The following is a 23,788-nucleotide window of genomic DNA, read 5'->3' on the forward strand; positions in this document are numbered from 1 at the left end:
GAAGCGAGGATGATTTTTTCAGCCAACCAGTCCGAAGGACCGCCTTGCACGATCAAGGGCAAAAGGCTACCTTTGCAGGTAAGAAATAGAAATGCGGAACATTGCTTGATTCTAAGGTGGAAAACCTTTGTCTCGCAACCTGATATATCCCCCCAATAAAATCCGGCAAGGAAAATCTGTTTTTAAAAGATTCCTTGGTTCATATGTCTTACATTGAACAGTATAAGGAAGCACTTGAAGTCCGGATATTTCCCAAACGGACATTACCGGTTATCAAACGCCTCCACCCTGTTTCTTTCCAACAAAGCAAGGATGTCCTTCTCCTTATATAGTAATTTGCCTCCTATCTTGTAGTAAGGCAGTTTGCCGTTTATCCTGTACTCTGCCAGCGTCCTGCGTGTCAGTTTCAACTGTTCGGCAAGCTCACAGTCCGTAATGTAACGTTCTCCATTCAGAACCGGACGTAATTTCTCCTCCTGCTTGTCCAGCATTTCGGACAGGCTGCCTATGTTCCGGAAAAAACGAATGATTTCCGGGGTTTCTTTGGTCAACAGGGATTGGATCATCTCGCTTTTAAGGGGTTATACGGTGAATATTGTTTTCCATAAAACGGATAATATCCTGACGCTTGTAATACACCTTACGGTCTATATAACTGTAAGGGATGGCCCTGCTTCTGCGAAGCTGCAACATCTTTCTGGGAGAGGCGTCCATGAGCATACAAGCCTCCTGGTTGTCAATCCAGTCGTCCATACCGGATATGCCACTTCCGCATGTTTCACACATTTTTTTTACAACGGCTTCCAGAGCCTCATTCATTTCCATGAATGTTTTAGCCTCGATACATACAAACTCCATAAGTTTCATTTTTTGTCGGATACGAAAATATGAAAGGGAATATTCATGTCCAAAAGGATGTCGTCAAAAGACATCAGATGTCATTAAACGTCATATGTAACAGAGAGCTGCAGAGTCTAACTTCAGAAAAATGCTCTGAAATAAATATTATAGTCTTTATATGTTGAATACCTTGTGTGGAAGCGTCATCAATTTATCCGGTTTTAAGAATATAGGCGGGGTGGTATCTGTAACTTGTAAAGTTTACATTACGGACTTTACAATTTTACACTTCAAAATTTTACACTTACCATCCACTGATAAAAATCAAACAATATTATTTGCTTGATTCTTAGCAGAATGTAATATATAACTAAGTTAATACCGGTACTCCGGCATAGATTTTTCACTAAAGATGGCATATACTCTCGAAAGTGCGCACAAGAAAGGGTATTTCAGTAATAACCTTTAAAATGCAGGAGATACATACCATGATGTATATAGACAATGAAGTGCTTGAAAAAATGATAATGACCATAGTGGAAGGTTTTGACCGCATAGAGAAGAAACTGGACAGGATGGAACGTGTGAAAGAGTTCTTGAACGGTGACGAACTTTTGGACAACTATGACATAGCCAGGCTGCTCAACGTGTCGTTGCGGACAGTCGCCCGCTACCGGGAAAAAGGACTGATCCGCTATTACCAGACGGACGATAACGGAAAGAACTTCTACAGAAGCTCGGAAATACAGGAATTCTTGCTGAAACGCGGAAAGAAAAAATGAGCGTGGGAGTATCAATATGCGGAAGTTATGCTAACTTTGTTTCATAAACAGTTGTTATGAAGACAAATACCAATTCAAGATATGCCGTCGCAGTCCTTATTGACGGGGATAACACCTCCTTCGAGAAGATGGAGGATATAATGAGTTTTGTTTCCCGTTATGGGGATGCCGTTGTGAGACGAATTTATGGAGATTGGACGAGAAAAGCGCTTTCCGCATGGAAAGGAACTGCCCGGGAGCATGGATTCAGGCTCATACAAGCTTCCTCCCATGCTCCCGGAAAGAACACGACCGATATTGCACTGGTCATAGACGCGATGGACATTCTTCGTGACGGTCGGGCAGACTGTTTCTGTCTGGTAGCCAGTGATGGTGACTACAGCCTGCTTGCCCAGCGAATACGGGAAGCCGGATTGAAGGTGCTGGGATATGGGGAGGATAAGACTCCCGTATCATTGGTACGATCCTGTTCCGTGTTCCTGTATGCCGACCGGAAGGAAAACAAGGTTTCGGACAATACTCCCGAATTTTTTATCCAAAGGGACATGGAGTATTTCGACAAGGCTTTCCGGCAGGCGGCTGACGGCAAAGAGGAGGTTCCCCTTTCACTGATCGGCGGCGCATTAAAAAAAATGATGCCCAAATTCAAGGTCAGGAGATATGGATGCAAGACATTGGGCAAACTCTATGAAAGGCTGGACCGGTATGAGCTGGTCATGACTGAAAAGGGAGTGGCAAGTGCCGTGCGGCTGAAAGGCTGAACCGCACGGCAGAAACAATCAGGAACCGTCAGTTTTCTTTTATACATGGCAAGAATGCATAAAAGAAAACTGACGGTCATTGTCTATACCGGAATGGGATTTATCCGTAGTGTATCGAGATTGAGATAGGCTCCCCGGTAGAATGTCCTTCCTTCCCTGAGCATACGCCACAGGATGTCGCAGCCGGTTTGTGCCAGCATGGAATTGATGAAAAGGTCCTGCTTCTGCAATGCTTCCGCCAGCGAGCAGCTCGGCCCCGAATCCTTTTCCTTGATGGTGGAGTAGCGTACCTCTTCGGTAATGACATTCATACGGGGAACGGGCAGGTATTCGTTGGAGACGGGCTGGAGAATCTTGCCACGGATGTTCCCTATCAGGACCTGTCCGGTGGTCCGGGCATTGCCGAAGTCCATCCAGTATATGGGCGACCGCTCGTTGTTGGAAGTGTGTTCCCGGTGTTTCTTCAGGAACCGCCAGAGGTTCATCCGGGAGCGGATGTTGTCGGTGCAGGTGACGATGATGTTCGCCAGGGCGGGCTCTTCCCGGTCTGCGGAGGCTTTCAGCGGATAACGCTGCCCTTTTGCCTCCCACGAGAAGCCGAAAAAACGGTTGATGCGGGTCACAAGTGCCACAGCCTTGTTCAATCCGAGTTCCGATCCGCTGAACAACTGGCGTCCGATGTTCGCTTCCGTGACGGTATCGGGGTCGAAGACCGTCACGTGCAGTCCCGGATGTCCTAGCGCCTGTAATGCCACGCTTATCCGCGCCAGGCCGGTGGCCACCTGTGAGCCTGTTCCGCCCGCACCGATTACGAAGACGGTCACGGGATGGTAGGGATTGAGCAGGTATCTGTCTGTATAATGAATCTTTTTCATGCCAGTAAGTCTTTAAGTTGTTTGTTCATGGGGTTCAGTTCGTTCTCGTCAAACGGATTGGCGCGTGCCTTTTCCGTTACCGAGACCAGGTTGCTTCCGGTCGGATTCCTGTTTCCTCCCAGATGGGAGAATTCGCTGAGCCAGAAACGTTTTTCCCAATACTCGAGGAGTTTTGAGAAAGTCATGTCTTCCGGGGGGGGCAACGCGGCGTTTCCCAGACAAACACTGCTGCCCGTGACATTGAAGAAAGGGGCGAGGAAAAGCGGGCTGTTTTCCACCGGTTTTTCCCCCTTGTAGGAGAAAATGTCCAGCCTGCCACCGGAAACCTTGTAGATCACGCCGGGCACATGGAATATCCCGTCAGGAATATTCAGGCTTCCGGCAAAGAACATCTGCCGTTTTCCCGGAGGATTGTACCAGATATACCTCTCGTGCCCCTTACGCGTATCACACCACAGCATGTTGGCGGGGATTTTCCCGTGCGGCACGTTCCGCCTGTCATCCGTATAGGATTCCACCAGGGAGTCCATGAACTCATAGGTGACAGGCATGGCAGCCTCCATCCTGCCCCTGTCATTGATGGGATGCAGTTCGAGGTAATGCATTCCGTTCCCATAGCGGTTCTCACGGTATTCATACGCGATCAGTGCCGCCTTGGGCATCATCACCTGTTGTAATTTATTGGTCAGTTCATTCATATCGTTCATTTTAGAAGTTGTCAGCTATATGTTTTGTAAAACGTGCCAGCCATTTTGAAAGCTTTTCCGGGTAGTCGCCCATTTGGAAGAGACAGTCCGTTTCCGGTGTCAGAAACCTGTATGTGACCGGGGTAAGGGCATAAGTCTCCTGATAGTCCGAATTCATAAATCCTTCCATGCATTCAGCCAGCGTGTCACGGGTAGAGTAGACCAGCATGACCTGGCTTTCCATTCCCACCGGGTAAAAATCACGCTCCTCCTCATACGCCCAATCGTACAGGTAATTTGTGAGGTTCGGGCTTTCCGGGGTGATCAGTGCCATACCCTCCCTTATCAATTCCAGTAGTTTTTGTTCCTTCCCTTTTTTTGTCCGGTAATTCCGTGCAGCCTCTTCTAGAGAGTTGCAGAACGGTTTTCCCGACATCCGTTTGAGTGCTTTCGCCCGTTTTCCTGACTGGTAGGAATCCGCCAGCCGCCTGTTCGCCCTGATTTCTTTCGGGGAGGCGTCGGAATCCCGGTTTTCCCAGTCTTCCAGTTCCTCTATGGCGAAGTCATAGCAAAACGCCTCGGTGACATTGCAGACTCCGTGATGCCGGACGAATTGCCGGATGAACTCCCTGACAATGTTCCTCAATGGTACGGGAAGCCGTTCCGTAAAGTCGATGGGAATCCAGAACAGCTCGGGTTCCGGCCAGTCGTGATGGCGGAACAGACAGAAATGGAGCCTTCCTTCTTTCTCTTCCAGATTGACACACTCCGGCACGCTCTCGTCCATCGCCTTGTACAGTTCGGTGATTTTCAGACGGGGGCTGCCCCCTTTCCTGTATCGGAAAGGGAGCTTTATACCCATAAGTCCGGCATAGTTCGATGCCGATTGGTAGAGATAGTCAAAATTCTCCGGTGTCGTGAGATTGACCGGGGAACCGTCATATCCGTCTTTATGCCAAAAATCCGGTGCGAGGGGAGGAATTTTATCTGTCAGAAAATCATGACGCTTCCCGGTGGCGGCAGTATCCTCCTTTTTTGTCCCGCTGTTCCTCTTCGGATGTCTGACGGGCCGGCCGAGCGGATAATGAGTTCCGCCAGGTTTTCCTTGGCTGATTCTGATAGCAGTCTGCATGGTTTGTCCTCCTTTTTCTTTCTCTTGCCCATACGCTTATCCTTTCACTCCGATGGTTGTCTTGAAGCGGTAGACCGCCTTGTCCTCCTCCCATTCCGGCCCGTGAACGGTCGCCGTTGTCAGTTCGGGATAGGTCATGGAGTAGAAGTCCATCACCTCGTTTACGGACAGGCTGCTGTCCGGATCGCTCAATACCAGTTCCTTGGAGTCCTTCTTGAATTTGAAAATTCTCTGTAATCCTTTGATTTCAAGTGCCATAATTTTTCTATTTTATAAGGTTCAACAATATACCATGTCCATTTGTGCCATGTCCGTCATGCGGCATTCCTTCGGGAAGTCCGGATATTCCGCGTACGGGTCTTCCCTGAGCATTTCCCGGTCATCCTCGCAGTCCTTGTCGAAGTTGTACATTACAGCCTCCTGCACCGGTGCATACTGTGACGGAGCCGGTTGCATCCATTGCTTTCCGTCTATCTGCGGTTGCGGCATCTGTACCGGTTGATGGAACTGGATACCTTGCGGTTGTGGTGCAGGCTGCGCGTATTGTACGGGCTGCGTTTGCGGCTGTCCGGGATATACTGCCGGTTGAGGCGTTTGCGGTTGTGAGACGGGTTGCGGAACCGGAGACGGCTGCTCGGTCAAGAACATCGGGATTTGCTCTCCGCTCCGGTATTGCGGTGCCGGGGCTGCCACCGGTTGCGATGCAGTTTGTTGTGGAGCCGGCTGTGGCTTGGGCATTGGCGGTTGTTCCATACCGAACAGGCTTCCCTCCGATGCCTTTTTCTGCACTTCCGCCATTTTATCGTCGATTTCCGCTTGCTTGTCCGGAAGTGCCAGCACCTTTGCCTGCTTGAGCCATATCAACGCTTCGGAATAGCGTTTGCCGGTCATGGCATCCTCCGCCTTCTTAAGCAATTTTTCCATCTTTTCCCGTTTCTCGCGGACCTCTTTGGACTCTTTCTCCACCGCAGACCTGGCGGCTTTGCTTTGTGAGGCCGCTTGTTCCGCCTGCTTCTCGAATGTTTCCAGGTTGGTAAGGATGCCCTGCGCTTTCTGTAAAGGTGTGCCGACAGCCTGCAGGAAGCCTGTGTCCAGCTCTTCCGGCGTGCCGTTCAGGATGAGCGGAACGATGCGTTCCCCATCCTTTACTCCTGACCGTCTGGGAACAACGGCCACCGTCAGGTTGTTGTTTACTCGTCTGATGTTGATGCTCAGGTCTGTGCCTGCTGTAATCATTTGGTTGATTGCTTGAAAAAACATAATGGTAAAATTTAAAATGTTATACATGGGTTTCCTTGAAAAAATCCTTCAGGATTCTCTGCCTGTCCGGATTCGATGCGATGCCTTTCAAGGGCTCCAGATAGTAGCCGATACGTTTCGGTCCGTCCGTCGTATCGGGAATCCGTCTTTTTACAGGTCTCACACGGTTTGTGGTGGGCCATGCAGCCGGCATGACCGGAGCCGACGGGGTAAATGTAAAAGTTCTCATATCTTCAGCATTTAATGATTATACAAGCATGCCCATGGCAATCAGGACAAGGATTGTTTTCAGGATGAAGGTGAATGTCCTGAAGATAAGACTGACCAGAGTTCCCGACAAAAGGAACAGGACGAGCAGATACACGGGAATGATACCTTTGCTGTAGAGCAGGCATATTCCTGCAAGCAGAACCAGTGAGACCACTTGTTTGCAGATGTTTTCGATGAGTTGCAGTTTCATGTCTTTAATTTTTTAAGAATGAATAAATAATCCCATCGGGATATGTTTTCCCGATTTTATAGGCCTCCGGCCCTTGGATTGCCTTTTTGCGCAAGGCTTGGCAAAAGAAAATACCGCAGCGAAGCGAGGATGATTTTCTTTTAGCCAACCAAGCCCCCAAGGGGGGCCGCCTTGTGGCAAAAACGAGGCAATCCAAGACCTTTGCCGCTTAAAAGCGGAAAACGTATCTTGCACATATAAAAAGAGAGGCACGGACCCTAGTCCGCACCTCTCTTGTACCCTGACATGTCGGCAACCGCTTACATGGAGCCATGTGGCCGGGCTTCTTCCGGATGGTTCCGGAATATCTCTCCGGTCACCTCATTTACCGTTTCCAGCACGCCGTCCAGAAACTCCTTCTGCGTGAGCTCCCCCCGCTCTATGCGTACCAGTTCCGTTTCCCAACCGGAGGTGAGGGAGGCTTCCGCCACTTTCATTCCACGTACCGTCTCATATAAAAGAAGGCCTTTGGGGGTCGGGATGATGTACCTGCCCGAATAGCGGATGTATTTGCGGTCCAGAAGCGTACGGATGATGTTCGTACGTGTGGATACGGTTCCCAGTCCGGCCTTGTCCATATAGTCCGTCAATTCCTCGTCCGTATAGGGGGAAACAGGCAGGGATTTCCTGTGTATGAGGCTGCATCCCGCCACCGGCAGCGTCTCCTCCCGCAAAAGTTCAGGTGGAACGGGGCAGAGGACACAGTTTTCTGAAACAAGGTGTTCCCTCTGGAAAACACCGAGCCATCCCGTTTCCAGGATACGGTATGTACGGATTCGGAACTTGCGTGCGGCGCATACCGTTTCAACCGTTGTGTATTCCACCTTACACGGTGGCATGAACGTTTCCAGCATCCTGCCGACAATGAGCGTGTAAACCAGCCTTTCCTCCCTGTCCAGCTCGCCGGGCTGTACGCCGGTGATGACAATGGCATGGTGCTCCGCCGTATCCTGTGTCCCGGTCATACCTTTCCTTGCCGTAAGGTTAACCATACCGGCATATTGGCGGAAATCCTTGCCGGACAGCAACTTCTCCATAACCGGAGGTAACATGTCATACACATCCCGGGGCAGCAGGCGGCTGGAAGTGCGCGGACAGGAGATCAGTTTTTTCTCGTACAGGCTCTGGGTGATTTCCTGTACCCGTATGGCCGTCAGGTTATGGTAACGGTTCGCATCTTTCTGAAGCTCGGTCAGGTTATAAAGGGCCGGCGCGCCGATTTCCTCTGTCCGGCTGCCGACAGCCGTGACACGTGCATACCCTGCCGCCTTGCAGTCCTCGTACAGTTCCAGGGCGTCCCGGCGGTTCCCCAAGTCTTCCACGTGGCGCATCTTCATTATTTTCCCGTTCTTGCAGAGGCTGATGAACACGGGCCAGCTGTCAGCGGGAATGTGGTTCTCCCTCTCCCGGTACCGTCCGCTTATGGCCGCCAGTACAGGGGTCTGCACCCTGCCCAGCGAATTGTTTCCGAAGCCTACCGCCTTGCAGACGGCATAGCTTGAATTGACCCCCAGAAGCCAGTCGGCCTTGTTGCGGCTGTCTGCCGCCAGGAACAAGTTGTCGAACAGGGCGCATGGGCGGAGGTTTTCCATGCCTCTGGTGATGGCCTCGTCCGTCAGGGATGAGATCCACAGGCGGAGGCAGGGGTGCTTGCATCCCAGAAAGCGGTAAAGATACCGGAACAGCATTTCCCCCTCACGGGAAGCGTCGGTTGCCGCAATGATGGTGTCGCACGCGTCGAACACCTTGGCTATCACCTTCAACTGGAGTACCGCATTGATATCGGGATTCCATCCCGTATCCGTCTTGACGTGCCTTACCGTCAGGAAAGGAGGGGGCAGCAGGGGGAAGTCCTCCCGCTCCACCCATGACGTACCGGAATCTTTCGGCATCGCCAGGGAAAGCATGTTGCCGTATGTCCATGTCACCATGTATCCGTTTCCGGTCATGTATCCGTTCTCTTTTCTGTCTGCTCCCAGAACTCTTGCTATCTCTCTGCCCACATTGGGCTTGTCAGTCACTATCGCTATCATATTCTTTTTCTTTTTGATGTTCCGTGCCGTTTCTGGCGGCACGGAACGTGGGTTAAACCTGTTGTTTCCCGGTTAAATTTCCGGTGTCTCCTTCTGACGGAGACCGTTTATTTCCATGACCGGTCTGCCGTTGCCGTCAGGTACCAGCTTCAGCGTGGCGTCCATCGTCAGGCTGATGACCGGTGTGCGGAGTTTCAACGGGACGATTTCCGTTTCCTTGCCTTGCAGCAACAGTTCCATGTCACCGCTGGTTTCCAGTTGTTTTTTACTGATGCCGGCGGCCTCCAGACCGTTCCAGTCAATGTCTTCCGCCTTATAGATGTGGCGGGCATTCTGATTCGTATTCATACGATTCGGGGATTTTAGGTTTGTGTAATTCGTTCTGTTTCCCTTTGGCCGGGTTATACCGCCTGTGAAGCGCCTTTCTTCTGTTCCTGCTGCTGCCCCTGTGCGGTCTCCGTCTGTGCGGCACGACGGGAAGTATCCCGGCGGATATCCGGATTCTCCTGGAAATATTGCAACTGTCCTGAATAGGGGTTGACTTTCAGGTAGGAGCTGAAGGACTGCCCGTTGTTTTTCAGCCCTTCGACAAGGATGGTCTTTCCATCCTGAAGGTTCGCCCTTTCCTGTGCCGTGAACACATGACCGTAAACCTCCGCCGGGATGCGTGGCGCCTGCTGCTCGTTGAACCCGTCCGGCGTGCGTGAATACATCGTCCTTCCGGTATTCATGTCCAGTTTGACAAACGAGGAGAATTCCTCTCCCGTACGTCCGATCATGTTTTCCAGATAGACCGCCTGTCCCTTGCGCAGGGTTTCCTTGTCCTCGGGTGTCAACTGCACATTGCATATTTCCTTGGGGATATAGATCTCCCCCGTTTCCGGGTTGTGGCGGGTGTAGTTCGGGCGTCCCGTTGTCTGGTCTATCGTGACAAATGAGGAGAATGTCCCGTTTCTGTTCTTGAACTTCATGTCCTCCACCAGGATGGTATGCCCCTCGCTGAGCATCTTTATCTGGGTGGGCGAGAGCGGCACGCCCCCGATGGAACGCTCGTTGAAAATCTGGTTTTTCGGGAAGATGAACTCCAGCCCCCTGCGCTCGGCGCTGTACTGGAGCGTGGCGTCGAACCCCTTTCCCGCCTTGGAGGTCATGCCCTCCACCTTGACGGGCTGTCCCTCCTTCAGCAACCTGATTTCCTCGTCCGTAAGCCTTACCCCGCTCACTTCCTGCGGGATGTAGACATGCTCCTGGCGGACAGCGACCAGCTCGTTGGTGTTCTTGTCGATGGAGATCAGGCAGGGGGTATATTCACTGCCACGCAGGTTGAGTTCCGCCACACGCCCCATGTTGCCGCTCTCACGCAGGTTCTTCTTGTCCTCCTCGCTGAAGTTGAATCCGAAATAAGGGCGTTCCAACTGCGGCTCCTTGCGTATGCCGTGAATGGCCAGTCCCACCTGTCCATCCTGTTGCGGGATGAGTGAGAGCCTTGCATCCAGTTTGGCTGTCAGCAAACCGGAAAGATGGATTGTCAGGGGCACCAGCTTGTTGGTCTTGTAGCCCTTCAGCATGGAATCAAGGAGTCCCTGCTGTTCCAGCGAAGCCTTTGAGATTCCGACCTTTTCCAACTCCTCCCAGTTGACCATGTTCTCATTATACCGGTAATGCGGTCCTTGCGACTCCTGCGGTTGCTGCTGTGCTTGCGGTTGCTGCTGTGCCGCCTGCTGTACCTCACTCTGTTGCAGGGGCTCCTGCGGTTGCGTTTCTTTTTTTGCCATTGTTGTCTCTTCTTGTCTGTTCGCACTTTGTTCCTTCTTGTTTTCTCTCGGACGGATTTCGTAGCGCTTGAGGAACTCTTTCACCGCGTCCGTCTGTTTTCCTTCCGCCAGGTCCTTGATGGCCTGCTTGTTCATCTTGTAGTCGTGGAAGGTCATGCGGAGAAGGCGGAAATGGGTCGGTTCCTTGAGCTGGCTCCAGAAATTCTTGATGAAATTTTCGAGAATGCTCGAATTCTTGTCGAATTTCAGGAATGAGTTCTCATTCTTCTCGTCCGCCGGGACTGTTTTTGCTTTCCCGTCCTTATCAATCTCGCTGACCACCTGCACACCATTTTTCGGGTCGCTCTTGTTATGGACCAGCATCAGTTCGGTGATTTGCTCCACCGGAAGTGCATCATTCTTAGCCTTCGGTTTTCGGGTCCGTTTAGGCTTTTCGTTCAGGTTCTTTTCCTGTGCCATACATTTTCCTTTTAGGGGTTAATAAATTGCTTTGACGCTTCAAATGTATAGGCTAAATTTGAATAAAACGCTGATTTTCAAAAAGGTGTCATCAGATGTCATCAAATGTCATCAGATGTCCGAAAAAGTGGTTTTCAGATGAGGGTGGAATGTCGGCGAACAGGGGGAAAGCCGGGCAAAAAGAAATATGCGACAAGAAAAAAGAGAAGCGGTATGTATGGCAGGAGAAGGAGCAGGCGGAACAAACAATGCGGAACCATGCAGAGCGGAGGGAGCTGAAGCCCCCTGTCTTCTCATGGCTTCTTTTATTTTTGCGAAAAGATTCTTGTGAGACCTATACCCCGAACGGTACATGTGGGATTTCGTGGGGTATGAGATATGCCTTCCTCAATATCCGATATTTTTTATCCATGCGTCACGTCGGTCGCAGTTTGCCCCTGTAATCGTTTCTCAAATCGAATTTGGATTGCCGCCGCATTCTTTTTCGTGAAAATTTTCCACGGCGAAGCCGCAAGGAAAATTTTCACGAAAAAAGTGTAGGAAATGCGGCTGGCAAGACAAATTCGATTTTCCTTTGATGAAGGGGGAAACTGTTCTGGCAATATCCATCCGCCTGTCCTCTTAACACATTATTTGCTAATACCATGTATGCTCATTTTTTTATAAAGGGTGGGGCGGCTTATTCCCAGCAACGCCGCCGCTTGTGTCAGGTTTCCTTTGGATATGGATATTGCCGTCTTGATTTGTTCAATGTTCCTTTTCTCGTCTTTCTGCAAACATTTGTCTATCTTTTTTTTCTTGGCAGAATTCGGAGCATCCGTTTCCGTCTGTTTCAACCGTAAAAAATCGGGAGTTATCAAATTTCCTTTGCATATCAATACCGCCGCATAAACAACCTGTTTCAACTGCCTGACATTTCCCGGCCAGCTATACCCCAACAGCATTTCTTTTGCCGGTCCGTCAAAACCCACCACCTCTTTCCGGAGTTCCGCACAAGACTGTTCCCTGAAAAAATCCGCCAGGGGAAGTATGTCTTCCAAACAATTTTGCAGCGCAGGTACGGTAATCGTAAAGTCATGGAAACGATACAACAAGTCTTTGCGGAAACGTTTCTCGGCCACCGCCTGGAACAAGTCCTCGTTGGTTGCCGCGATGATACGCACATCCATCCGCCTGTCCTGTTTCCCGCCCACCGGACGATAGCTCCGTTCCTCCATGGCACGCAACAACATCCGTTGTGTCTCTATTGAGAGATTCTCCACTTCGTCCATGAACAAGGTGCCTCCCTGCGCTTCCAGGAAATACCCCGCCTTTTCCTCGGTAGCCCCTGTGAAGGCTCCCTTGACATGGCCGAAAAAGGCGGAAGCGGCCAGATCTTTGGACAAACTGCCACAGTCAACCTTAATATACGGTTTGTTGGCTCTGAGACTCCTCCTGTGTATCTTATTTGCCAGATGTTCTTTTCCGGTTCCCGTGTTCCCCAGTATCAACACTGTCATGTCTGTTGGTGCAACCAGGTGGATATATTGGTTCAATTCGCAAAAAGAGGCACTCCTGCGTTCGTAAATCACTTTGGAAAAAGTATCGTTTGCCGCTTTTATCTTTCTTATGGCGGGTAACAGCTTGTCTTCAACCAGTGGTTTGAGGATAAAATCCTCCGCACCTAATTTCATGGCATGGACGGCAGAATGTATCTCCTCATAGTTGGTCATCATTATGAACGGATGCATGTACCCGTTATCCCTCATCCATTTCAACAAGGCGGTACTTTCCCCGTCCGGCAACCTTAAATCCGCCAATACCATATCATCCTCATGGATGGAACCCCTAATCATTTTTTTTGCCTGTGCCAGCCCGTGTGCCTTCATTGTCTTAAAGTCCGCCTTTTGCAAAAGACTACAGATATAGTCACAGAACAAGATATTATCCTCAATAACAATCACTTTCATAGATTTTCTTTGCCTGTTGTGCCAAATAAATTATTTCTTTTCCTTTATCCAATACTTTTTGAACAGTCCGTTTCAATTCTTCAACCGAAAGCTCCCCGGAACCCTGAAGCAGCGCAAACAATTCACGTAGCGGTTTACCGGCATGAATAATCTCCCATGAGCATGTCAGATGGTGTACCCACTCCTTCAGTGCCTCGTGATCATTCTTTTCCGCACTCTCAGCCACCGCCTCCATATCCTTTGCGGTTTCCTCAATCAAGGTATCAAGCATCGCCTTTTTGTCTCCATGCTCCAACAGAGTATGGAAATCAATTTGTTCCAACTGCCTTTCGTTTCCTAAGCATTCTGCGCATACCTGCAACAATTCCTCAGCCGAAAACGGTTTTTTCAAACAAGCCGAAAACCCCGCCTCACGCAGGTCTTCCGCCTTGCAGCTCCCCGAAGCGGTTGCCGCTATGACCGGAATGCTCCTTGAATTTCCCACTTTTGCCATGCGCAGGAGTTTCAGCACCTCAAACCCGTTCATCTGTGGCATTTTCAAATCCGTAATCAACAGGTCATAGCTTTGGCAACGTACATGTTCCATCAAGTCACGTGTATTCTCACATACCGTACAAGTGACTCCATGATGCGCGAACATTTCCCTGATCGCAGCCAACAAGACGGTGTCATTGTCCAATACCAGAACCGTAAACGGCTGTATGGGAATCCTGTCCTTGTCGTTGCCGTTCACACTTTCCTCTGCCACAGGCAAGGGCAAGTAGACAGTAAAACGGCTGCCTACACCTTTCCGGCTTGTCAGCTCTATCCTGCCTTCCAGCAACTCGACCAGGCTTTTGACTATTGAAAGCCCAAGGCCGACCCCTTCTTCCGCAATCGCGTTGGGAAGCCGTTCGAATGCCGTAAAAATACGCGCCTGCTCCTCGTCATCCATACCGGTTCCGGTATCTTCCACCGTAAGCGCCAATATCCCTTTTTCAAATCGCGTACGTAATGTCACCGTTCCCTGTTCTGTAAATTTAATCGCATTTGACAACAGGTTGCTCCCTATCTGGATTATTCTTTTTTTATCCCCGACAACAACCGCATCCCCGGCACTTTCCATGTTTAAGGACAAGTTCTTTCCTGCCGCCAACGGCAGGAAATCCGTTTCCAATACTTCAATGACAGAGCATAACCTGAACGGGGCGGGACTGGCTTTTTCCTTGCCGCTTTCCAAACGGAAAAATCCCAGCAGGGCATTCAGCATGGAAGCCATATATTCTGCCACCTGCCGTATATTTTGGTTATACTCCTTACGTTTCAACGTCCTCCTCTCCGTGGCAAGCAATTCCGCATAGCTGCTGATGGTGGCAAGCGGAGAACGTAAATCGTGCGTCACCGCCAGCATGATTTTTTTTCTTGCTTCAATCAGCTTCTTGTTTTCAACGACAGTCTGCCTCAACTGCCGGACCGTATCCTCCAATCTTCTTTTATAGCGGTTTATGCGTATCATATACCTGTGTATAACCAGATAAGACCCTACTAATAACAGTATCATGAATGCCGTCAAACCAATGACTACGGCAAATGATTGTTTCTCAGCCTTTGCAATCCTATCTTCCCGTTTCTTCAGCTCTGTTCTTGCCGCCTTGTCCATGTGTACAATCATCTGCTGTAGCTGCCTGTTCAACATTCTGTTCTTTCCGGCTAAATAGTTCGTCTGCTCAGCCAGTTCCCGGGTATATGCCTGATGTTCGCCCACTACCTTTTGGTTGAGTGCATAAAGCATGGAAGCCGTGGAGGGGGAATCCGCCTTATCACGTTTTCTGAACAGCCTCTTCAGCAATCCCCCCCTTTTATTGGTTTCCCGTTCACTTTGTCTGGCAATAACCGGAATTTGTGCCGCAATTTCCTGACTGACCTCTTCCTGTTTATGCACCAGAGATATGATTTTTTGCATATACAGTTCCTTGTCTTTCCATAAAGTACGGATACTGTCCATGTGTGAGTTGGGATTGCTGTTGTTAAATTCATATAACAAGCTGTCAATATGCTGTTTCCGTTTGCGGAATGTAAGAAAATCCTGCTCGTTCCATTCCATGAAGGTTTCACACAATAAAGAAAGGCTAAGCATTTCCACATATATATCATTCATGTCATGTTTCTGACGGTTGATTCCCCGGACTTCCACTTCCCGGGCCTTCATCTCTTTCCATTCATGGATACCGGCGTATACAATACAGCTTATGATTATAATTTTGGTGATGTACCCGACCGCTATTGGGGCGAGAAGAGGTTGCGAACATAAAGATTGTCCCAACAATTTATTCCAGCTTTTCAATTATCTACTTCCTTTTCTGATTAGTTATACTCAATTAAAAATCCTTTGCAAAATAAACCGACCAGTCGGTTTGTTTTGCAAAGATAAGTTTTTTCCAAGAATAATGAAAGGAGAATTTGTTTCAGCAAATGATATTTAACAGCTTATCTGCCTAAAGGCCAATGTTATGGCTCAAAAAAGGGAAAGAAATACAAACGTTGAGATTACATTTTTAAGAACATACCCAAAAACGTCTTACCGATGGAGGTGTTCAATATCTGCCTGCTGAATTCCACAGTATCGTTTACACACATCTTATGGTTGCAAGCCATATTTGAAAGGAAGTCCTGTTCCTTGGCAAAAAGTTCCTGGTACATTTGAGAAAAATCGTCCATATACTCGTGGGCGGAAGATACAAACTGCATATAATGCATCAAGCCATTACCATTCAATTGTTCAGGAAAACTGTTTATCACCCGTTCTATCGGATTCCGGTACAGCCTTAGAAACTCATCCCAATTCTTTTCTACTGCTGAGCCTATTTCGGTTGGAAGTTGGGATGCAGGAAAAAAACACATTTTCACAACCGCGTCCACCAACAATCTTTTGGAAGGGAAATAATGAATGACGGCCCCCTTGGATTTATGCACGGCAAACGCCACATCACAAAATGAAGTTTGTTTCATACCTTTCGCGATGAATAACCTATACGCCTCCTTAATAATCCTTTGTTTCAAGTTCGGGTTCATCTTACAGCTATATTACAGAAGAAATAGCACAGATGCAATCAACAACCCAAACGTGGCAGTGGAATGCCTAGAGATGAAGCTGACGCACCTGTGCTATATATCTTAATATAGCGCAAGCTGTCATATTCCATCTTATCTCTTTGAAATTTTCCACTTTTCGTTTGAAAGATGATATATGATACTATACTATGTCGTTTTTATCTGCGCAAAAATACGCTATTTATCGTTTATTTCCAAACTTAAACCACACTTAATAATACAGTTCCATAAGAAAAACGCCCACTTTCAGGAACAAGCAGTAATATTTTTTCTCCGGATTTGAGTTTACGGGTAGAACTAAATTCATCCAAGGCAGCCAGTATCGCTGACGATCCGATGTTTCCCACCCAGGTAAGATTGGTAAACCACTCTTTTTTGTACAATTCAAAACTTTCGTTTTTCATCGCTTCTATGAGATTGTTATAAATAACCATTGACGAAGAGTGAGGTATTACATAATCCACATCTTCAGAACTCATACCATGTTTATTCAAGCATGATTTAATATGTCTAATCCATAAAGGCATCAACTTCGTTCCTAAAAGTTTAATATCCTGTTTGATAACCATGAGGGACTCATTGACCAATCCCTGACTTTCGAAAGATTTCCAGCTTTTCAGTTCGCCGTCCTCTCTCCGGACAGCTCCGGCGAACATACAGGTAGGCGTTTCATTGGCATACGAATCCATTTCTATCCATTCAATCTTTAAAGATACGCCTTTTTCTCCCGGATGATTTTCCAATAACGCACAACTCGCACCATCGCTTAACATAAAGCGCAGGAAGTCCTTTTCCAAAGCCATATATGGATTGGTGCCCAAATTGCAGCATCTTTCATATTCGATGTCGAAGTTTTTGGACAAAAGCATGGCTGACACCAATTCAGATGTACTACATATTGCATTCTGTTTTTCTGATGCGGCTATACTCAGATAAGCTATTTTCAATGCTTGCAGACAAGACAGACAAACTCCGGCAGAAGAGAATATTTCAACAGGCTCTTCCCAAAGCCCATGTACCATAGACGCATGGGAAGGTAGAATCTGGTCAGGAGTAGCAGTAGCACAAGCAAGCAACTCAATATCCTTCTGACCCTTATCGGTTAATGCCAGCAACTTTCGTATAGCCAGCATCGCCATTTCCGCATTTGTATGGGTGATTTTCTGATTTTTGTTTAAGGCATAGTATCGCCGTTTGATACCATTTTGCTTTAAAACTATTCGTTGCACTTTGGAATGTTTTCCAGAAATGAGACCCAAAAACTCTTCCATTTCATCATTGGAAACAGGAGAGTTCGGAAAGAAGCTTGCCAGCCCAGTAATAAAAACATCTTTCTTCATTAGTTCAATTTTTAATTAGTTCATATTGATTATAAAGAACTGCTTTCAGTTCTTCTATTCGCAATCCATTCACCAATGCATCTTGAAAACATTTCCCAAACAGCAGGATTCGAAATGTCAAGGCCAATATAGAAGGATTAACATCGGATCTTATTTCTTTGGTTTCAACAGCTCTCACAAATATTCTTTCCCACAATTTTATTTCCTTATTTGTTATTTCGTTGAAAGCCCCGTTAAATCCCGGATAGAAATATTCTGCCTGCAAAATCAAGTTAAGATATGCACGTGTAATATTGGTCTTCTCTTTTTCTATGAGATAGACTTTCATTGCATCCATCGTTTCCTCCACCCTCTTTATGTAATAATCAATAAATTCAAGCAGAGAGGTATGAGATATATCCTTGAACTTATTTTTGGCATCTTGTTTGTGGAAAATGTAAAAATCGATTACATCAATGAACAGTTCCTGTTTGCTTGGATAATGATACGACATACATCCTCTTGATAAATTCAGACTTTTTTCTATTTCCTTCAGGGGAACTGTGTTGTAATCTTTTGTCAGAAACTGTTTGTATGCAGCTTCCCTGATTAATCTTTTTGTTTCTGAGCCTTTTACTCCTTTCATAACCTTGTTTTTTAGTATCATACAAAAGTAGGTCTTTTGAGTGAAAACACGTTCATTTTTAGCATTATTAAATATGTCCTACCCAATTATCCTTAAATCATTTATGACTATAAATTTCCGTTTATGAAATAAATACGAACGATGCCTTTTTCCCTTTTTTCTTATACATATATTATTTTTTGGCTATATTTGTTTTCAAATAAGCCGATTAGTCGGTTTGTTCGACATAGAGGAACCCAAACAGAAAGTGGAATTTCAAACAGAGATGTTCCTCTATGTCTTTTACTCCATTTTCCAGTAATCAATTCCATATTTATATTTTTGCGCTTAAAAAATACCGACCGTACGGTATTTTTTAAGCGCAAAAATATAAATATCTCCCATAAAAACAAAGGGAAAAATCAAATATACATTTGTACATTACTGTCGGCAGAGAAATACTGATAGCAATGTATGTTTGACTTTTCCCAATAAGAGGCAGTGTGCTACTTGTTTATCTTGGAATCATCTTGACTTTGACTTGTATTCCTTGGGAGTTCAAGACACGAACCGGTGTCTTTTCTCCGGCTTTCAAATAGAACAAAAGATAATCTTTCGCACGCTGGGACTCGAAGAGACCTTTTTCACGGTATTCGGCAATCCACTTTTGGATCATCGGAATCTGCCAGCGGTTCATCAAGATATAGTAACCGAAATAATACTCCAAATCGCTCAAGAAAATATTGAGTTTCAGGTAATCCCACCAGAACTGCTCTTTCCTTTTGCTTTTGGCGTTGAGTATGACGACCTGATGCCCATAAGTGTCACGGGGATTTTCCCAATCCTGTTGGGAGACAAACACATCGGGAACCACATTGTCGGCATGGTCTTTTGCCGGAATGAAGTGAGACAAGGATTCAATGGAATCCTTTATCTTTTCATATAAGGATGGTTCGTACTCTTTGTTGTACAGTATAACATCCCGCAAACGGGTGGAAGTGAGATGGGTCACCACGGAACGTCCTATCATACAGTGATCCGGAACAGTCATTACCGATGCCAGCCTTTTCATGAATCTGATTTCCGCTTTTGCCTGTTCTTCCTTATCCGATTTTTTGAAAGGATAATCTGACCAGGCAATCTTCCGCATTCCCCGATGCAGGTCCGTAAGCTGCAAACCCGCATAAGCGCAGAAAATGGAAGCACGAATAATCTTGAAGATAGGGGTACGGTCACTCTCGTGTGCCACGTAAGGCAGATTTTCCACTCCAAAAAGCATTTCATTTTCCGCTATCAAGTCGGCAGAGATTGTCTTGCCTTCTTCCAGCCGTCCCTTAATCTTGAAATTACGTTTTTGATATCCCCAGGTGTGAACAGGCCGCGTAGCTATCAGCGTCACACAATAATTGCCATTTTGCGGCGTGAAATCTACATTTTGCGGCGTTGCATTGAGCATCAGTTCGTTCAGCAACTTAATCTTTTGGGTATAGTCCATAAACAATTGATTTTAAGTGAAACATTTTGTTAACAGTGCAAATGTAGGCATCAAGTTTCGTACCGGAGTTCCGTTTTTCGCCGAAAATCACTGCAACCTCAATAATATATTCTTTTTCATTCGAGCAAACACTTTCCGTTCGGCAACAAACCGATTAACGGGTCTGTTTTTGCAAATATATCTTTTTCCCTTTAAACAAGAGGAAAATACAGGATTTATTTTTCAGAAAACAATACATAAACAGGCTATGCAATCAATCCGCAATAAAAAGGGAGCATAAAAGAACGGTGGCAAAGGATACCAGAATCTGACGGGAGACTATAAGAACGAGATTTCCGTATCCGGTAATACATCGGAAATATTTTCAACCGGATTGATGGAAATTTTAGCGGCATGTAACCAAGACAACTTTTGCTTTAGTTTTTGCATCCAAATACTCATACGGACCTTATGTCCTTTTTCATCTGCCACATCCAGTTCTATACAGGCAATGATGACTATCTTTTTCTGCCCGTCAAGCAGCAACCGGTTAATCAAGGTAAAAAAATCTTCATCGTTGGTTGAGAAACGTGCCGCATTGGTTGCCGTGGCAATCGTGTCCCTGACTTTGACAGCAATCCTGCGCATCAATTCGTCGCCTTTTGCCTGAAGAACCTCTTGAGTTTCCGCATCGTGCGTATGCCCCCTGTAATTCTTTACCTCGACCAGAAACAGCTGTCTATTATCGTGAATGCCCAAGAAGTCCACCGCCTTGGTAGGTTGCAAGGCATTGCTTACCTTTTTGTGTGCCAAATGTTCATCGTACTTGACAACAGCCCATTTGGGAGAGCTGAATTTGAAGCTTATACCGCTTTCCTGAAAATCACTCATATCTGCTGATGAATTGCTGTTCCAAATCGTAAAATGCCGCATATTCCTCCAATATCGGATTGTTCCGTATGCCTGCCAAGGTGTCGCTTTCCTCTACCATGATTCCCTTATCTTCTTTTTTCAAGCCGAAGAACTTGACGGATATGTTCGTGTGCTCCTTATATTCGGAATAGAGAGAAAGCGTATGTGTAAGCAGGTAGTCGTGAGTGGCGATGAAAATCTGCAAGCCGCATTCCTGAAGCACACGAATGAACTTTGCCACTACCTTGATAAGAGCCGGGTTCAAATTGGCTTCCGGCTCATCCCAAAACAGAACGGTGTCCGCATTGATTTCCCCATTCAGTATGAGGTACAAGATGGAAGCCAGCTTGCGGAGTCCTTCCGCCACCAAGTGCGCTTCCATGTTCCCTTTTTCTGTCTGTATATAGAAACGTCCGTTCATCTGCAAAACCTTGAACTGCAATTCCTGCTCCAGCAACTCGATAGCCGGTTTCAACGGATTGTCTTCCGACTCACGCAATATGGGGAGTGACAACGCGTGCGCCAGATTGATATACGTTTGATCAAATGAGATTTCACGTTTACTGCTCAAACCGATAAAGCCTTCGAACAAAGAGAACATCTCACGTGGGGGAATATAGATAAAGTGGCGGTCGTCCCACTTTTCGTCCGTTTCTAATTTTACAGTTGTTTTGGAAGCGGATGAGAAGCTGTATTGCAACAGTTTGCCGTCTATCGTGACTGTAATGTTCGCCCTGCCTGAAGGCACTCCCTTGTTGACCAGGTTGCCTATGACATCCGGCTTGAAATAAAATATCATGTCTTCCGCCAAGATATACTCAAACTGTTCCTTGGAAGCTGAGTTCTTGCCGAGGAAGTCATGGCGTGCCTGCAAAGTTGCCGCCAAGCATTTGAGAACGTGCGTCTTGCCCGTACCATTCTTGCCAATAAGGACGTTTATCCCTTTGGTGAAATCAAACCGGGTATTTGCAAAGCCTGTAAAATCAGTTAATAATATGCTGTTAATCATTGAATATGTTTCATTTATACTAATATACTAAGTAACTACAAAGGTAATTTAAAAAACGGAAGCGACAAACTCGGTTTTAAAAAAGTTATGATTATTAGGCTTATGTTTTAGAACTATCAATGATTTGCTGACAGCACCGGAAGCCCGTATCATAAACGAAGCGAAACGGTACAAGAGTACATTGGCACGTGCCATCTGTAATCCGTTTTAGGACGATGCATCCCAGCAGGAATCGAATGCGTATTATCCGGCAGATGAAGCGGATGTGTCCGGCAGTTCCGTTGCCGAAGCTACCGCCCGTGCGGTCTGCCTTCTGTCGTTTATACGCTCCTTGTATGAGAAGCATCCGGTTGTTGTAACCAAAGACGGAGTTGCTATTCCGGTGGGGAATATATGGAAGGAGAAGCAATTGTATTCCATCTTGTTTGAAAGAGGCGAATTGCCTTTCAAGAAGTATATCACGATCCGTTTCAGTGGCGGGAAATTTGATTTCAGCCTTGTTGATGACACTCATGGATTTGCCCTTATTGACGATGAGAACCAAAACGAGTTTATTGATTCATTCTAAAAAATTGAAGAATTGGATTGGAATGCCATAGCAACGGACAAAGGATTGGATTATAAAACGTATAAAAAGAATAGGAAAAGCAGGCGTTATTTTTCGGATGACCTATGGAAGAAAGGCATTAAAAAGTTCAGAATCGCTCAGCGGAACAGGTGTTTTGGTTATGTGGATAATGTTTTTATATGTTGAGGTTTGATTTAGACCATGAGTTGAGTGATGTGGGCTGATGTTTTGTACAGCCTTGGTTTATTTTTTAATAAGGATAGTAAGCTGCCCAAAAACTCATATCCTGTTATGTGCATTATGCAATGTTTTAGATAAGGGCACTATAAAATATTTTGTGTAAATGGAAATACGGGATTCAGAAATGAGTCTCGTATTTTTTATTTTATACATTTGCAAAATGAAGAAGCTTATGAAAGAAAAGAATCAAGTAGTGCCTGATGAGGTTTTAAGCAAGTTTATCAGTCAGTTCAAGACAGAAGCCGATGTGAGCAAGTTTCTGAAGCAGTTGCATGCCCAAGTATTGGAAAAGATGCTTGAAGGTGAAATGGATGCCCATTTGGGATATGAAAAGAATTCTGTGATAGGAAATAACACTGGCAACTCCCGAAATGGCAGTTATCCGAAGAAAATCCAAACCGAACATGGAGAGTCTGTCATTTCTATTCCACGTGACCGTAACGGCCAGTTTGAGCCGATAGCAGTGCCTAAACATGAAAGCCGTGGACTTTCTATAGAAAAGCTCGTTATCTCCCTATATGCCAAAGGAATGAGCGTTTCTGACATAGAGGAAGAGATGCGTGAGATTTATGAAATAGAGCTCTCTACATCTGCCATTTCCATCATTACCAACAAGGTCAATCAGGCTGCCCAGGAGTGGCAGAACCGTCCCCTTGATCCTGTTTACCTGATAGTCTGGATGGATGGTATTGTCTTCAAGGTACGGGATAACGGTAAGATCATAAACAAGACCGTTTACCTTTGCGTCGGACTGAAACAGAACGGTCTGAAGGAAGTCCTTGGCATGTGGGTTGGCAAATCGGAAAGCTCTTCTTTCTGGATGGGTGTCCTGACTGATTTAAAAGCCCGTGGGGTGCAGGATATCCTGATTACCTGTACTGACAATCTGAATGGATTTACGGATACTATCCGCAGTATATTCCCTCAGTCATCCACTCAAATCTGTGTGGTACATCAGATCAGAAACTCCTGTAAATATGTGGTTTATAAAGATAAGAAAGAGTTTACGGCAGATATGAAGAATATCTATAATGCACCCAACAAAGAGGTTGCAGCCACAGAACTTGACAATCTGGAAAAGAAATGGGGAGGAAAGTATCCTTATGCTATACTTTCATGGAGAAACAACTGGGATGATTTGACTGTTTTCTTCCAGTTCCCGCTGGAAATCAGAAAAATAATCTACACAACCAATCTCATTGAAAACCTGAACGGAAAAATCAGAAAGTACACGAAATCAAAGCTTTCATTCCCTTCGGATGATGCAGTCAAAAAGACCGTTTATCTTTCACTTATGGAGATTGAGAAGAAATGGACACAGCCGATTCATAACTGGGGCTTGATTATGAATCAATTTATGCTTATTTTTGAAAACAGAATCCAGATATAAGAACAAACTTACAGCTGAATCCTGTTTCCATTTACACAAAATTTTGGACAGTGTCAGCCGTGGGATGGTGAATTTCTTTTTCATGACGGCCTGCAACTCGTCGTAGGTCA

General features: G+C 46.4%; 26 protein-coding genes. 5 read left to right on the forward strand and 21 right to left on the reverse strand.

Annotation, left to right across the window (positions count from 1 at the left end; translation table 11 throughout):
- Window positions 1-263: 263 nt before the first annotated feature.
- Window positions 264-566 (reverse strand): helix-turn-helix domain-containing protein, encoded by a 303-nt coding sequence (locus KTG12_RS19625; protein ID WP_055284962.1) that lies wholly within the window; start codon window positions 564-566, stop codon window positions 264-266.
- Between the two features lie 7 nt (window positions 567-573).
- Window positions 574-858: a helix-turn-helix domain-containing protein gene (locus tag KTG12_RS19630; protein WP_055285023.1), complete on the reverse strand. Its 285-nt coding sequence runs from the start codon at window positions 856-858 to the stop codon at window positions 574-576.
- A 470-nt stretch (window positions 859-1,328) separates the two neighbouring features.
- Between KTG12_RS19630 and KTG12_RS19635 the strand changes: the two genes are divergently transcribed.
- On the forward strand, window positions 1,329-1,622 hold the full coding sequence (locus tag KTG12_RS19635) for a helix-turn-helix domain-containing protein (RefSeq protein WP_055285024.1): 294 nt from the start codon (window positions 1,329-1,331) through the stop codon (window positions 1,620-1,622).
- A gap of 56 nt (window positions 1,623-1,678) precedes the next feature.
- The gene (locus KTG12_RS19640) at window positions 1,679-2,383 is read left to right on the forward strand and encodes an NYN domain-containing protein (protein WP_055284963.1); all 705 of its coding nucleotides are present in this window, start codon (window positions 1,679-1,681) and stop codon (window positions 2,381-2,383) included.
- 83 nt (window positions 2,384-2,466) lie between these two features.
- Here the strand turns inward: KTG12_RS19640 and KTG12_RS19645 are convergent, their stop codons facing one another.
- The 10 genes from KTG12_RS19645 to KTG12_RS19690 all read right to left on the reverse strand — a co-directional run bounded on the left by KTG12_RS19645 (window position 2,467) and on the right by KTG12_RS19690 (window position 11,102).
- The gene (locus KTG12_RS19645) at window positions 2,467-3,258 is read right to left on the reverse strand and encodes a PRTRC system ThiF family protein (RefSeq protein ID WP_055284964.1); all 792 of its coding nucleotides are present in this window, start codon (window positions 3,256-3,258) and stop codon (window positions 2,467-2,469) included.
- A complete protein-coding gene (locus KTG12_RS19650) occupies window positions 3,255-3,956 on the reverse strand; it encodes a prokaryotic E2 ligase family D protein (RefSeq protein WP_033572556.1) in 702 nt (233 codons plus the stop codon). The genes KTG12_RS19645 and KTG12_RS19650 overlap by 4 nt, the downstream gene beginning before the upstream one ends.
- Window positions 3,957-3,966: 10 nt before the next feature.
- Window positions 3,967-5,076 carry a hypothetical protein gene (locus tag KTG12_RS19655; protein WP_216945523.1) on the reverse strand — a complete coding sequence of 370 codons (1,110 nt, stop codon included), beginning with the start codon at window positions 5,074-5,076 and terminating at the stop codon, window positions 3,967-3,969.
- 36 nt (window positions 5,077-5,112) lie between these two features.
- Window positions 5,113-5,334 (reverse strand): PRTRC system protein C, encoded by a 222-nt coding sequence (locus KTG12_RS19660; RefSeq protein ID WP_005942675.1) that lies wholly within the window; start codon window positions 5,332-5,334, stop codon window positions 5,113-5,115.
- A gap of 21 nt (window positions 5,335-5,355) precedes the next feature.
- Window positions 5,356-6,336, reverse strand: a complete 981-nt coding sequence (locus tag KTG12_RS19665; protein ID WP_005942677.1) for a PRTRC system protein E — start codon at window positions 6,334-6,336, stop codon at window positions 5,356-5,358.
- 19 nt (window positions 6,337-6,355) lie between these two features.
- Entirely contained in the window at window positions 6,356-6,565 is a 210-nt protein-coding gene (locus tag KTG12_RS19670; RefSeq protein ID WP_005942679.1) for a hypothetical protein, read from the reverse strand.
- Between the two features lie 18 nt (window positions 6,566-6,583).
- Window positions 6,584-6,796 carry a hypothetical protein gene (locus tag KTG12_RS19675; protein ID WP_005942681.1) on the reverse strand — a complete coding sequence of 71 codons (213 nt, stop codon included), beginning with the start codon at window positions 6,794-6,796 and terminating at the stop codon, window positions 6,584-6,586.
- A 299-nt stretch (window positions 6,797-7,095) separates the two neighbouring features.
- Window positions 7,096-8,868: a DNA topoisomerase gene (locus KTG12_RS19680; RefSeq protein ID WP_216945524.1), complete on the reverse strand. Its 1,773-nt coding sequence runs from the start codon at window positions 8,866-8,868 to the stop codon at window positions 7,096-7,098.
- 72 nt (window positions 8,869-8,940) lie between these two features.
- Entirely contained in the window at window positions 8,941-9,216 is a 276-nt protein-coding gene (locus KTG12_RS19685) for a DUF4099 domain-containing protein (RefSeq protein ID WP_005942686.1), read from the reverse strand.
- Between the two features lie 53 nt (window positions 9,217-9,269).
- Complete coding sequence (locus KTG12_RS19690) at window positions 9,270-11,102, reverse strand: DUF3945 domain-containing protein (protein WP_005942690.1); 1,833 nt, start codon at window positions 11,100-11,102, stop codon at window positions 9,270-9,272.
- Between the two features lie 95 nt (window positions 11,103-11,197).
- Here KTG12_RS19690 and KTG12_RS19695 point away from each other — a divergent pair, with 95 nt between their 5' ends.
- On the forward strand, window positions 11,198-11,545 hold the full coding sequence (locus tag KTG12_RS19695) for a hypothetical protein (protein WP_005942693.1): 348 nt from the start codon (window positions 11,198-11,200) through the stop codon (window positions 11,543-11,545).
- Window positions 11,546-11,731: 186 nt separating this feature from the next.
- On the opposite strand, the gene KTG12_RS19700 is transcribed toward KTG12_RS19695, so the two are convergent.
- The 9 genes from KTG12_RS19700 to KTG12_RS21965 form a co-directional block, all read right to left on the reverse strand.
- Window positions 11,732-13,051 carry a sigma-54 dependent transcriptional regulator gene (locus KTG12_RS19700; RefSeq protein ID WP_005942696.1) on the reverse strand — a complete coding sequence of 440 codons (1,320 nt, stop codon included), beginning with the start codon at window positions 13,049-13,051 and terminating at the stop codon, window positions 11,732-11,734.
- Entirely contained in the window at window positions 13,032-15,353 is a 2,322-nt protein-coding gene (locus KTG12_RS19705; protein ID WP_005942698.1) for a hybrid sensor histidine kinase/response regulator, read from the reverse strand. The genes KTG12_RS19700 and KTG12_RS19705 overlap by 20 nt, the downstream gene beginning before the upstream one ends.
- A gap of 224 nt (window positions 15,354-15,577) precedes the next feature.
- Complete coding sequence (locus KTG12_RS19710; RefSeq protein WP_005942701.1) at window positions 15,578-16,102, reverse strand: TetR/AcrR family transcriptional regulator; 525 nt, start codon at window positions 16,100-16,102, stop codon at window positions 15,578-15,580.
- A gap of 239 nt (window positions 16,103-16,341) precedes the next feature.
- Entirely contained in the window at window positions 16,342-17,481 is a 1,140-nt protein-coding gene (locus KTG12_RS19715) for a StlD/DarB family beta-ketosynthase (RefSeq protein WP_005942704.1), read from the reverse strand.
- A 4-nt stretch (window positions 17,482-17,485) separates the two neighbouring features.
- Window positions 17,486-18,106, reverse strand: a complete 621-nt coding sequence (locus KTG12_RS19720) for a TetR/AcrR family transcriptional regulator (RefSeq protein WP_005942707.1) — start codon at window positions 18,104-18,106, stop codon at window positions 17,486-17,488.
- Window positions 18,107-18,599: 493 nt separating this feature from the next.
- Window positions 18,600-19,580, reverse strand: coding sequence for a hypothetical protein (locus tag KTG12_RS19725; protein ID WP_005942708.1), 981 nt, complete (start codon window positions 19,578-19,580; stop codon window positions 18,600-18,602).
- A 318-nt stretch (window positions 19,581-19,898) separates the two neighbouring features.
- Window positions 19,899-20,450: a hypothetical protein gene (locus KTG12_RS19730; RefSeq protein ID WP_074783570.1), complete on the reverse strand. Its 552-nt coding sequence runs from the start codon at window positions 20,448-20,450 to the stop codon at window positions 19,899-19,901.
- A complete protein-coding gene (locus tag KTG12_RS19735; RefSeq protein WP_216945525.1) occupies window positions 20,443-21,480 on the reverse strand; it encodes an ATP/GTP-binding protein in 1,038 nt (345 codons plus the stop codon). Before KTG12_RS19735 ends, KTG12_RS19730 begins: the two co-directional genes overlap by 8 nt.
- Before the next feature lie 48 nt (window positions 21,481-21,528).
- Window positions 21,529-21,675: a hypothetical protein gene (locus KTG12_RS21965; protein ID WP_254189053.1), complete on the reverse strand. Its 147-nt coding sequence runs from the start codon at window positions 21,673-21,675 to the stop codon at window positions 21,529-21,531.
- A 70-nt stretch (window positions 21,676-21,745) separates the two neighbouring features.
- Here KTG12_RS21965 and KTG12_RS21970 point away from each other — a divergent pair, with 70 nt between their 5' ends.
- The gene (locus KTG12_RS21970; RefSeq protein WP_254189054.1) at window positions 21,746-22,048 is read left to right on the forward strand and encodes a hypothetical protein; all 303 of its coding nucleotides are present in this window, start codon (window positions 21,746-21,748) and stop codon (window positions 22,046-22,048) included.
- A 400-nt stretch (window positions 22,049-22,448) separates the two neighbouring features.
- Window positions 22,449-23,678, forward strand: a complete 1,230-nt coding sequence (locus KTG12_RS19745; protein ID WP_017141206.1) for an IS256 family transposase — start codon at window positions 22,449-22,451, stop codon at window positions 23,676-23,678.
- The last annotated feature ends 110 nt before the right edge of the window (window positions 23,679-23,788 follow it).

The organism is Parabacteroides sp. MSK.9.14 (assembly GCF_019041495.1).
GTDB lineage: Bacteria > Bacteroidota > Bacteroidia > Bacteroidales > Tannerellaceae > Parabacteroides > Parabacteroides merdae.

What these genes read in the sequence shown, in the direction of transcription:
- KTG12_RS19625 (WP_055284962.1), bottom strand. Translation starts at nt 566, where the DNA reads ATGATCCAATCCCTGTTGACCAAAGAAACCCCGGAAATCATTCGTTTT.
- KTG12_RS19630 (WP_055285023.1), bottom strand. Translation starts at nt 858, where the DNA reads ATGGAGTTTGTATGTATCGAGGCTAAAACATTCATGGAAATGAATGAG.
- KTG12_RS19635 (WP_055285024.1), top strand. Translation starts at nt 1,329, where the DNA reads ATGATGTATATAGACAATGAAGTGCTTGAAAAAATGATAATGACCATA.
- KTG12_RS19640 (WP_055284963.1), top strand. Translation starts at nt 1,679, where the DNA reads ATGAAGACAAATACCAATTCAAGATATGCCGTCGCAGTCCTTATTGAC.
- KTG12_RS19645 (WP_055284964.1), bottom strand. Translation starts at nt 3,258, where the DNA reads ATGAAAAAGATTCATTATACAGACAGATACCTGCTCAATCCCTACCAT.
- KTG12_RS19650 (WP_033572556.1), bottom strand. Translation starts at nt 3,956, where the DNA reads ATGAATGAACTGACCAATAAATTACAACAGGTGATGATGCCCAAGGCG.
- KTG12_RS19655 (WP_216945523.1), bottom strand. Translation starts at nt 5,076, where the DNA reads ATGCAGACTGCTATCAGAATCAGCCAAGGAAAACCTGGCGGAACTCAT.
- KTG12_RS19660 (WP_005942675.1), bottom strand. Translation starts at nt 5,334, where the DNA reads ATGGCACTTGAAATCAAAGGATTACAGAGAATTTTCAAATTCAAGAAG.
- KTG12_RS19665 (WP_005942677.1), bottom strand. Translation starts at nt 6,336, where the DNA reads ATGTTTTTTCAAGCAATCAACCAAATGATTACAGCAGGCACAGACCTG.
- KTG12_RS19670 (WP_005942679.1), bottom strand. Translation starts at nt 6,565, where the DNA reads ATGAGAACTTTTACATTTACCCCGTCGGCTCCGGTCATGCCGGCTGCA.
- KTG12_RS19675 (WP_005942681.1), bottom strand. Translation starts at nt 6,796, where the DNA reads ATGAAACTGCAACTCATCGAAAACATCTGCAAACAAGTGGTCTCACTG.
- KTG12_RS19680 (WP_216945524.1), bottom strand. Translation starts at nt 8,868, where the DNA reads ATGATAGCGATAGTGACTGACAAGCCCAATGTGGGCAGAGAGATAGCA.
- KTG12_RS19685 (WP_005942686.1), bottom strand. Translation starts at nt 9,216, where the DNA reads ATGAATACGAATCAGAATGCCCGCCACATCTATAAGGCGGAAGACATT.
- KTG12_RS19690 (WP_005942690.1), bottom strand. Translation starts at nt 11,102, where the DNA reads ATGGCACAGGAAAAGAACCTGAACGAAAAGCCTAAACGGACCCGAAAA.
- KTG12_RS19695 (WP_005942693.1), top strand. Translation starts at nt 11,198, where the DNA reads ATGTCATCAAATGTCATCAGATGTCCGAAAAAGTGGTTTTCAGATGAG.
- KTG12_RS19700 (WP_005942696.1), bottom strand. Translation starts at nt 13,051, where the DNA reads ATGAAAGTGATTGTTATTGAGGATAATATCTTGTTCTGTGACTATATC.
- KTG12_RS19710 (WP_005942701.1), bottom strand. Translation starts at nt 16,102, where the DNA reads ATGAACCCGAACTTGAAACAAAGGATTATTAAGGAGGCGTATAGGTTA.
- KTG12_RS19715 (WP_005942704.1), bottom strand. Translation starts at nt 17,481, where the DNA reads ATGAAGAAAGATGTTTTTATTACTGGGCTGGCAAGCTTCTTTCCGAAC.
- KTG12_RS19720 (WP_005942707.1), bottom strand. Translation starts at nt 18,106, where the DNA reads ATGAAAGGAGTAAAAGGCTCAGAAACAAAAAGATTAATCAGGGAAGCT.
- KTG12_RS19725 (WP_005942708.1), bottom strand. Translation starts at nt 19,580, where the DNA reads ATGGACTATACCCAAAAGATTAAGTTGCTGAACGAACTGATGCTCAAT.
- KTG12_RS19730 (WP_074783570.1), bottom strand. Translation starts at nt 20,450, where the DNA reads ATGAGTGATTTTCAGGAAAGCGGTATAAGCTTCAAATTCAGCTCTCCC.
- KTG12_RS19735 (WP_216945525.1), bottom strand. Translation starts at nt 21,480, where the DNA reads ATGATTAACAGCATATTATTAACTGATTTTACAGGCTTTGCAAATACC.
- KTG12_RS21965 (WP_254189053.1), bottom strand. Translation starts at nt 21,675, where the DNA reads ATGGCACGTGCCAATGTACTCTTGTACCGTTTCGCTTCGTTTATGATA.
- KTG12_RS19745 (WP_017141206.1), top strand. Translation starts at nt 22,449, where the DNA reads ATGAAGAAGCTTATGAAAGAAAAGAATCAAGTAGTGCCTGATGAGGTT.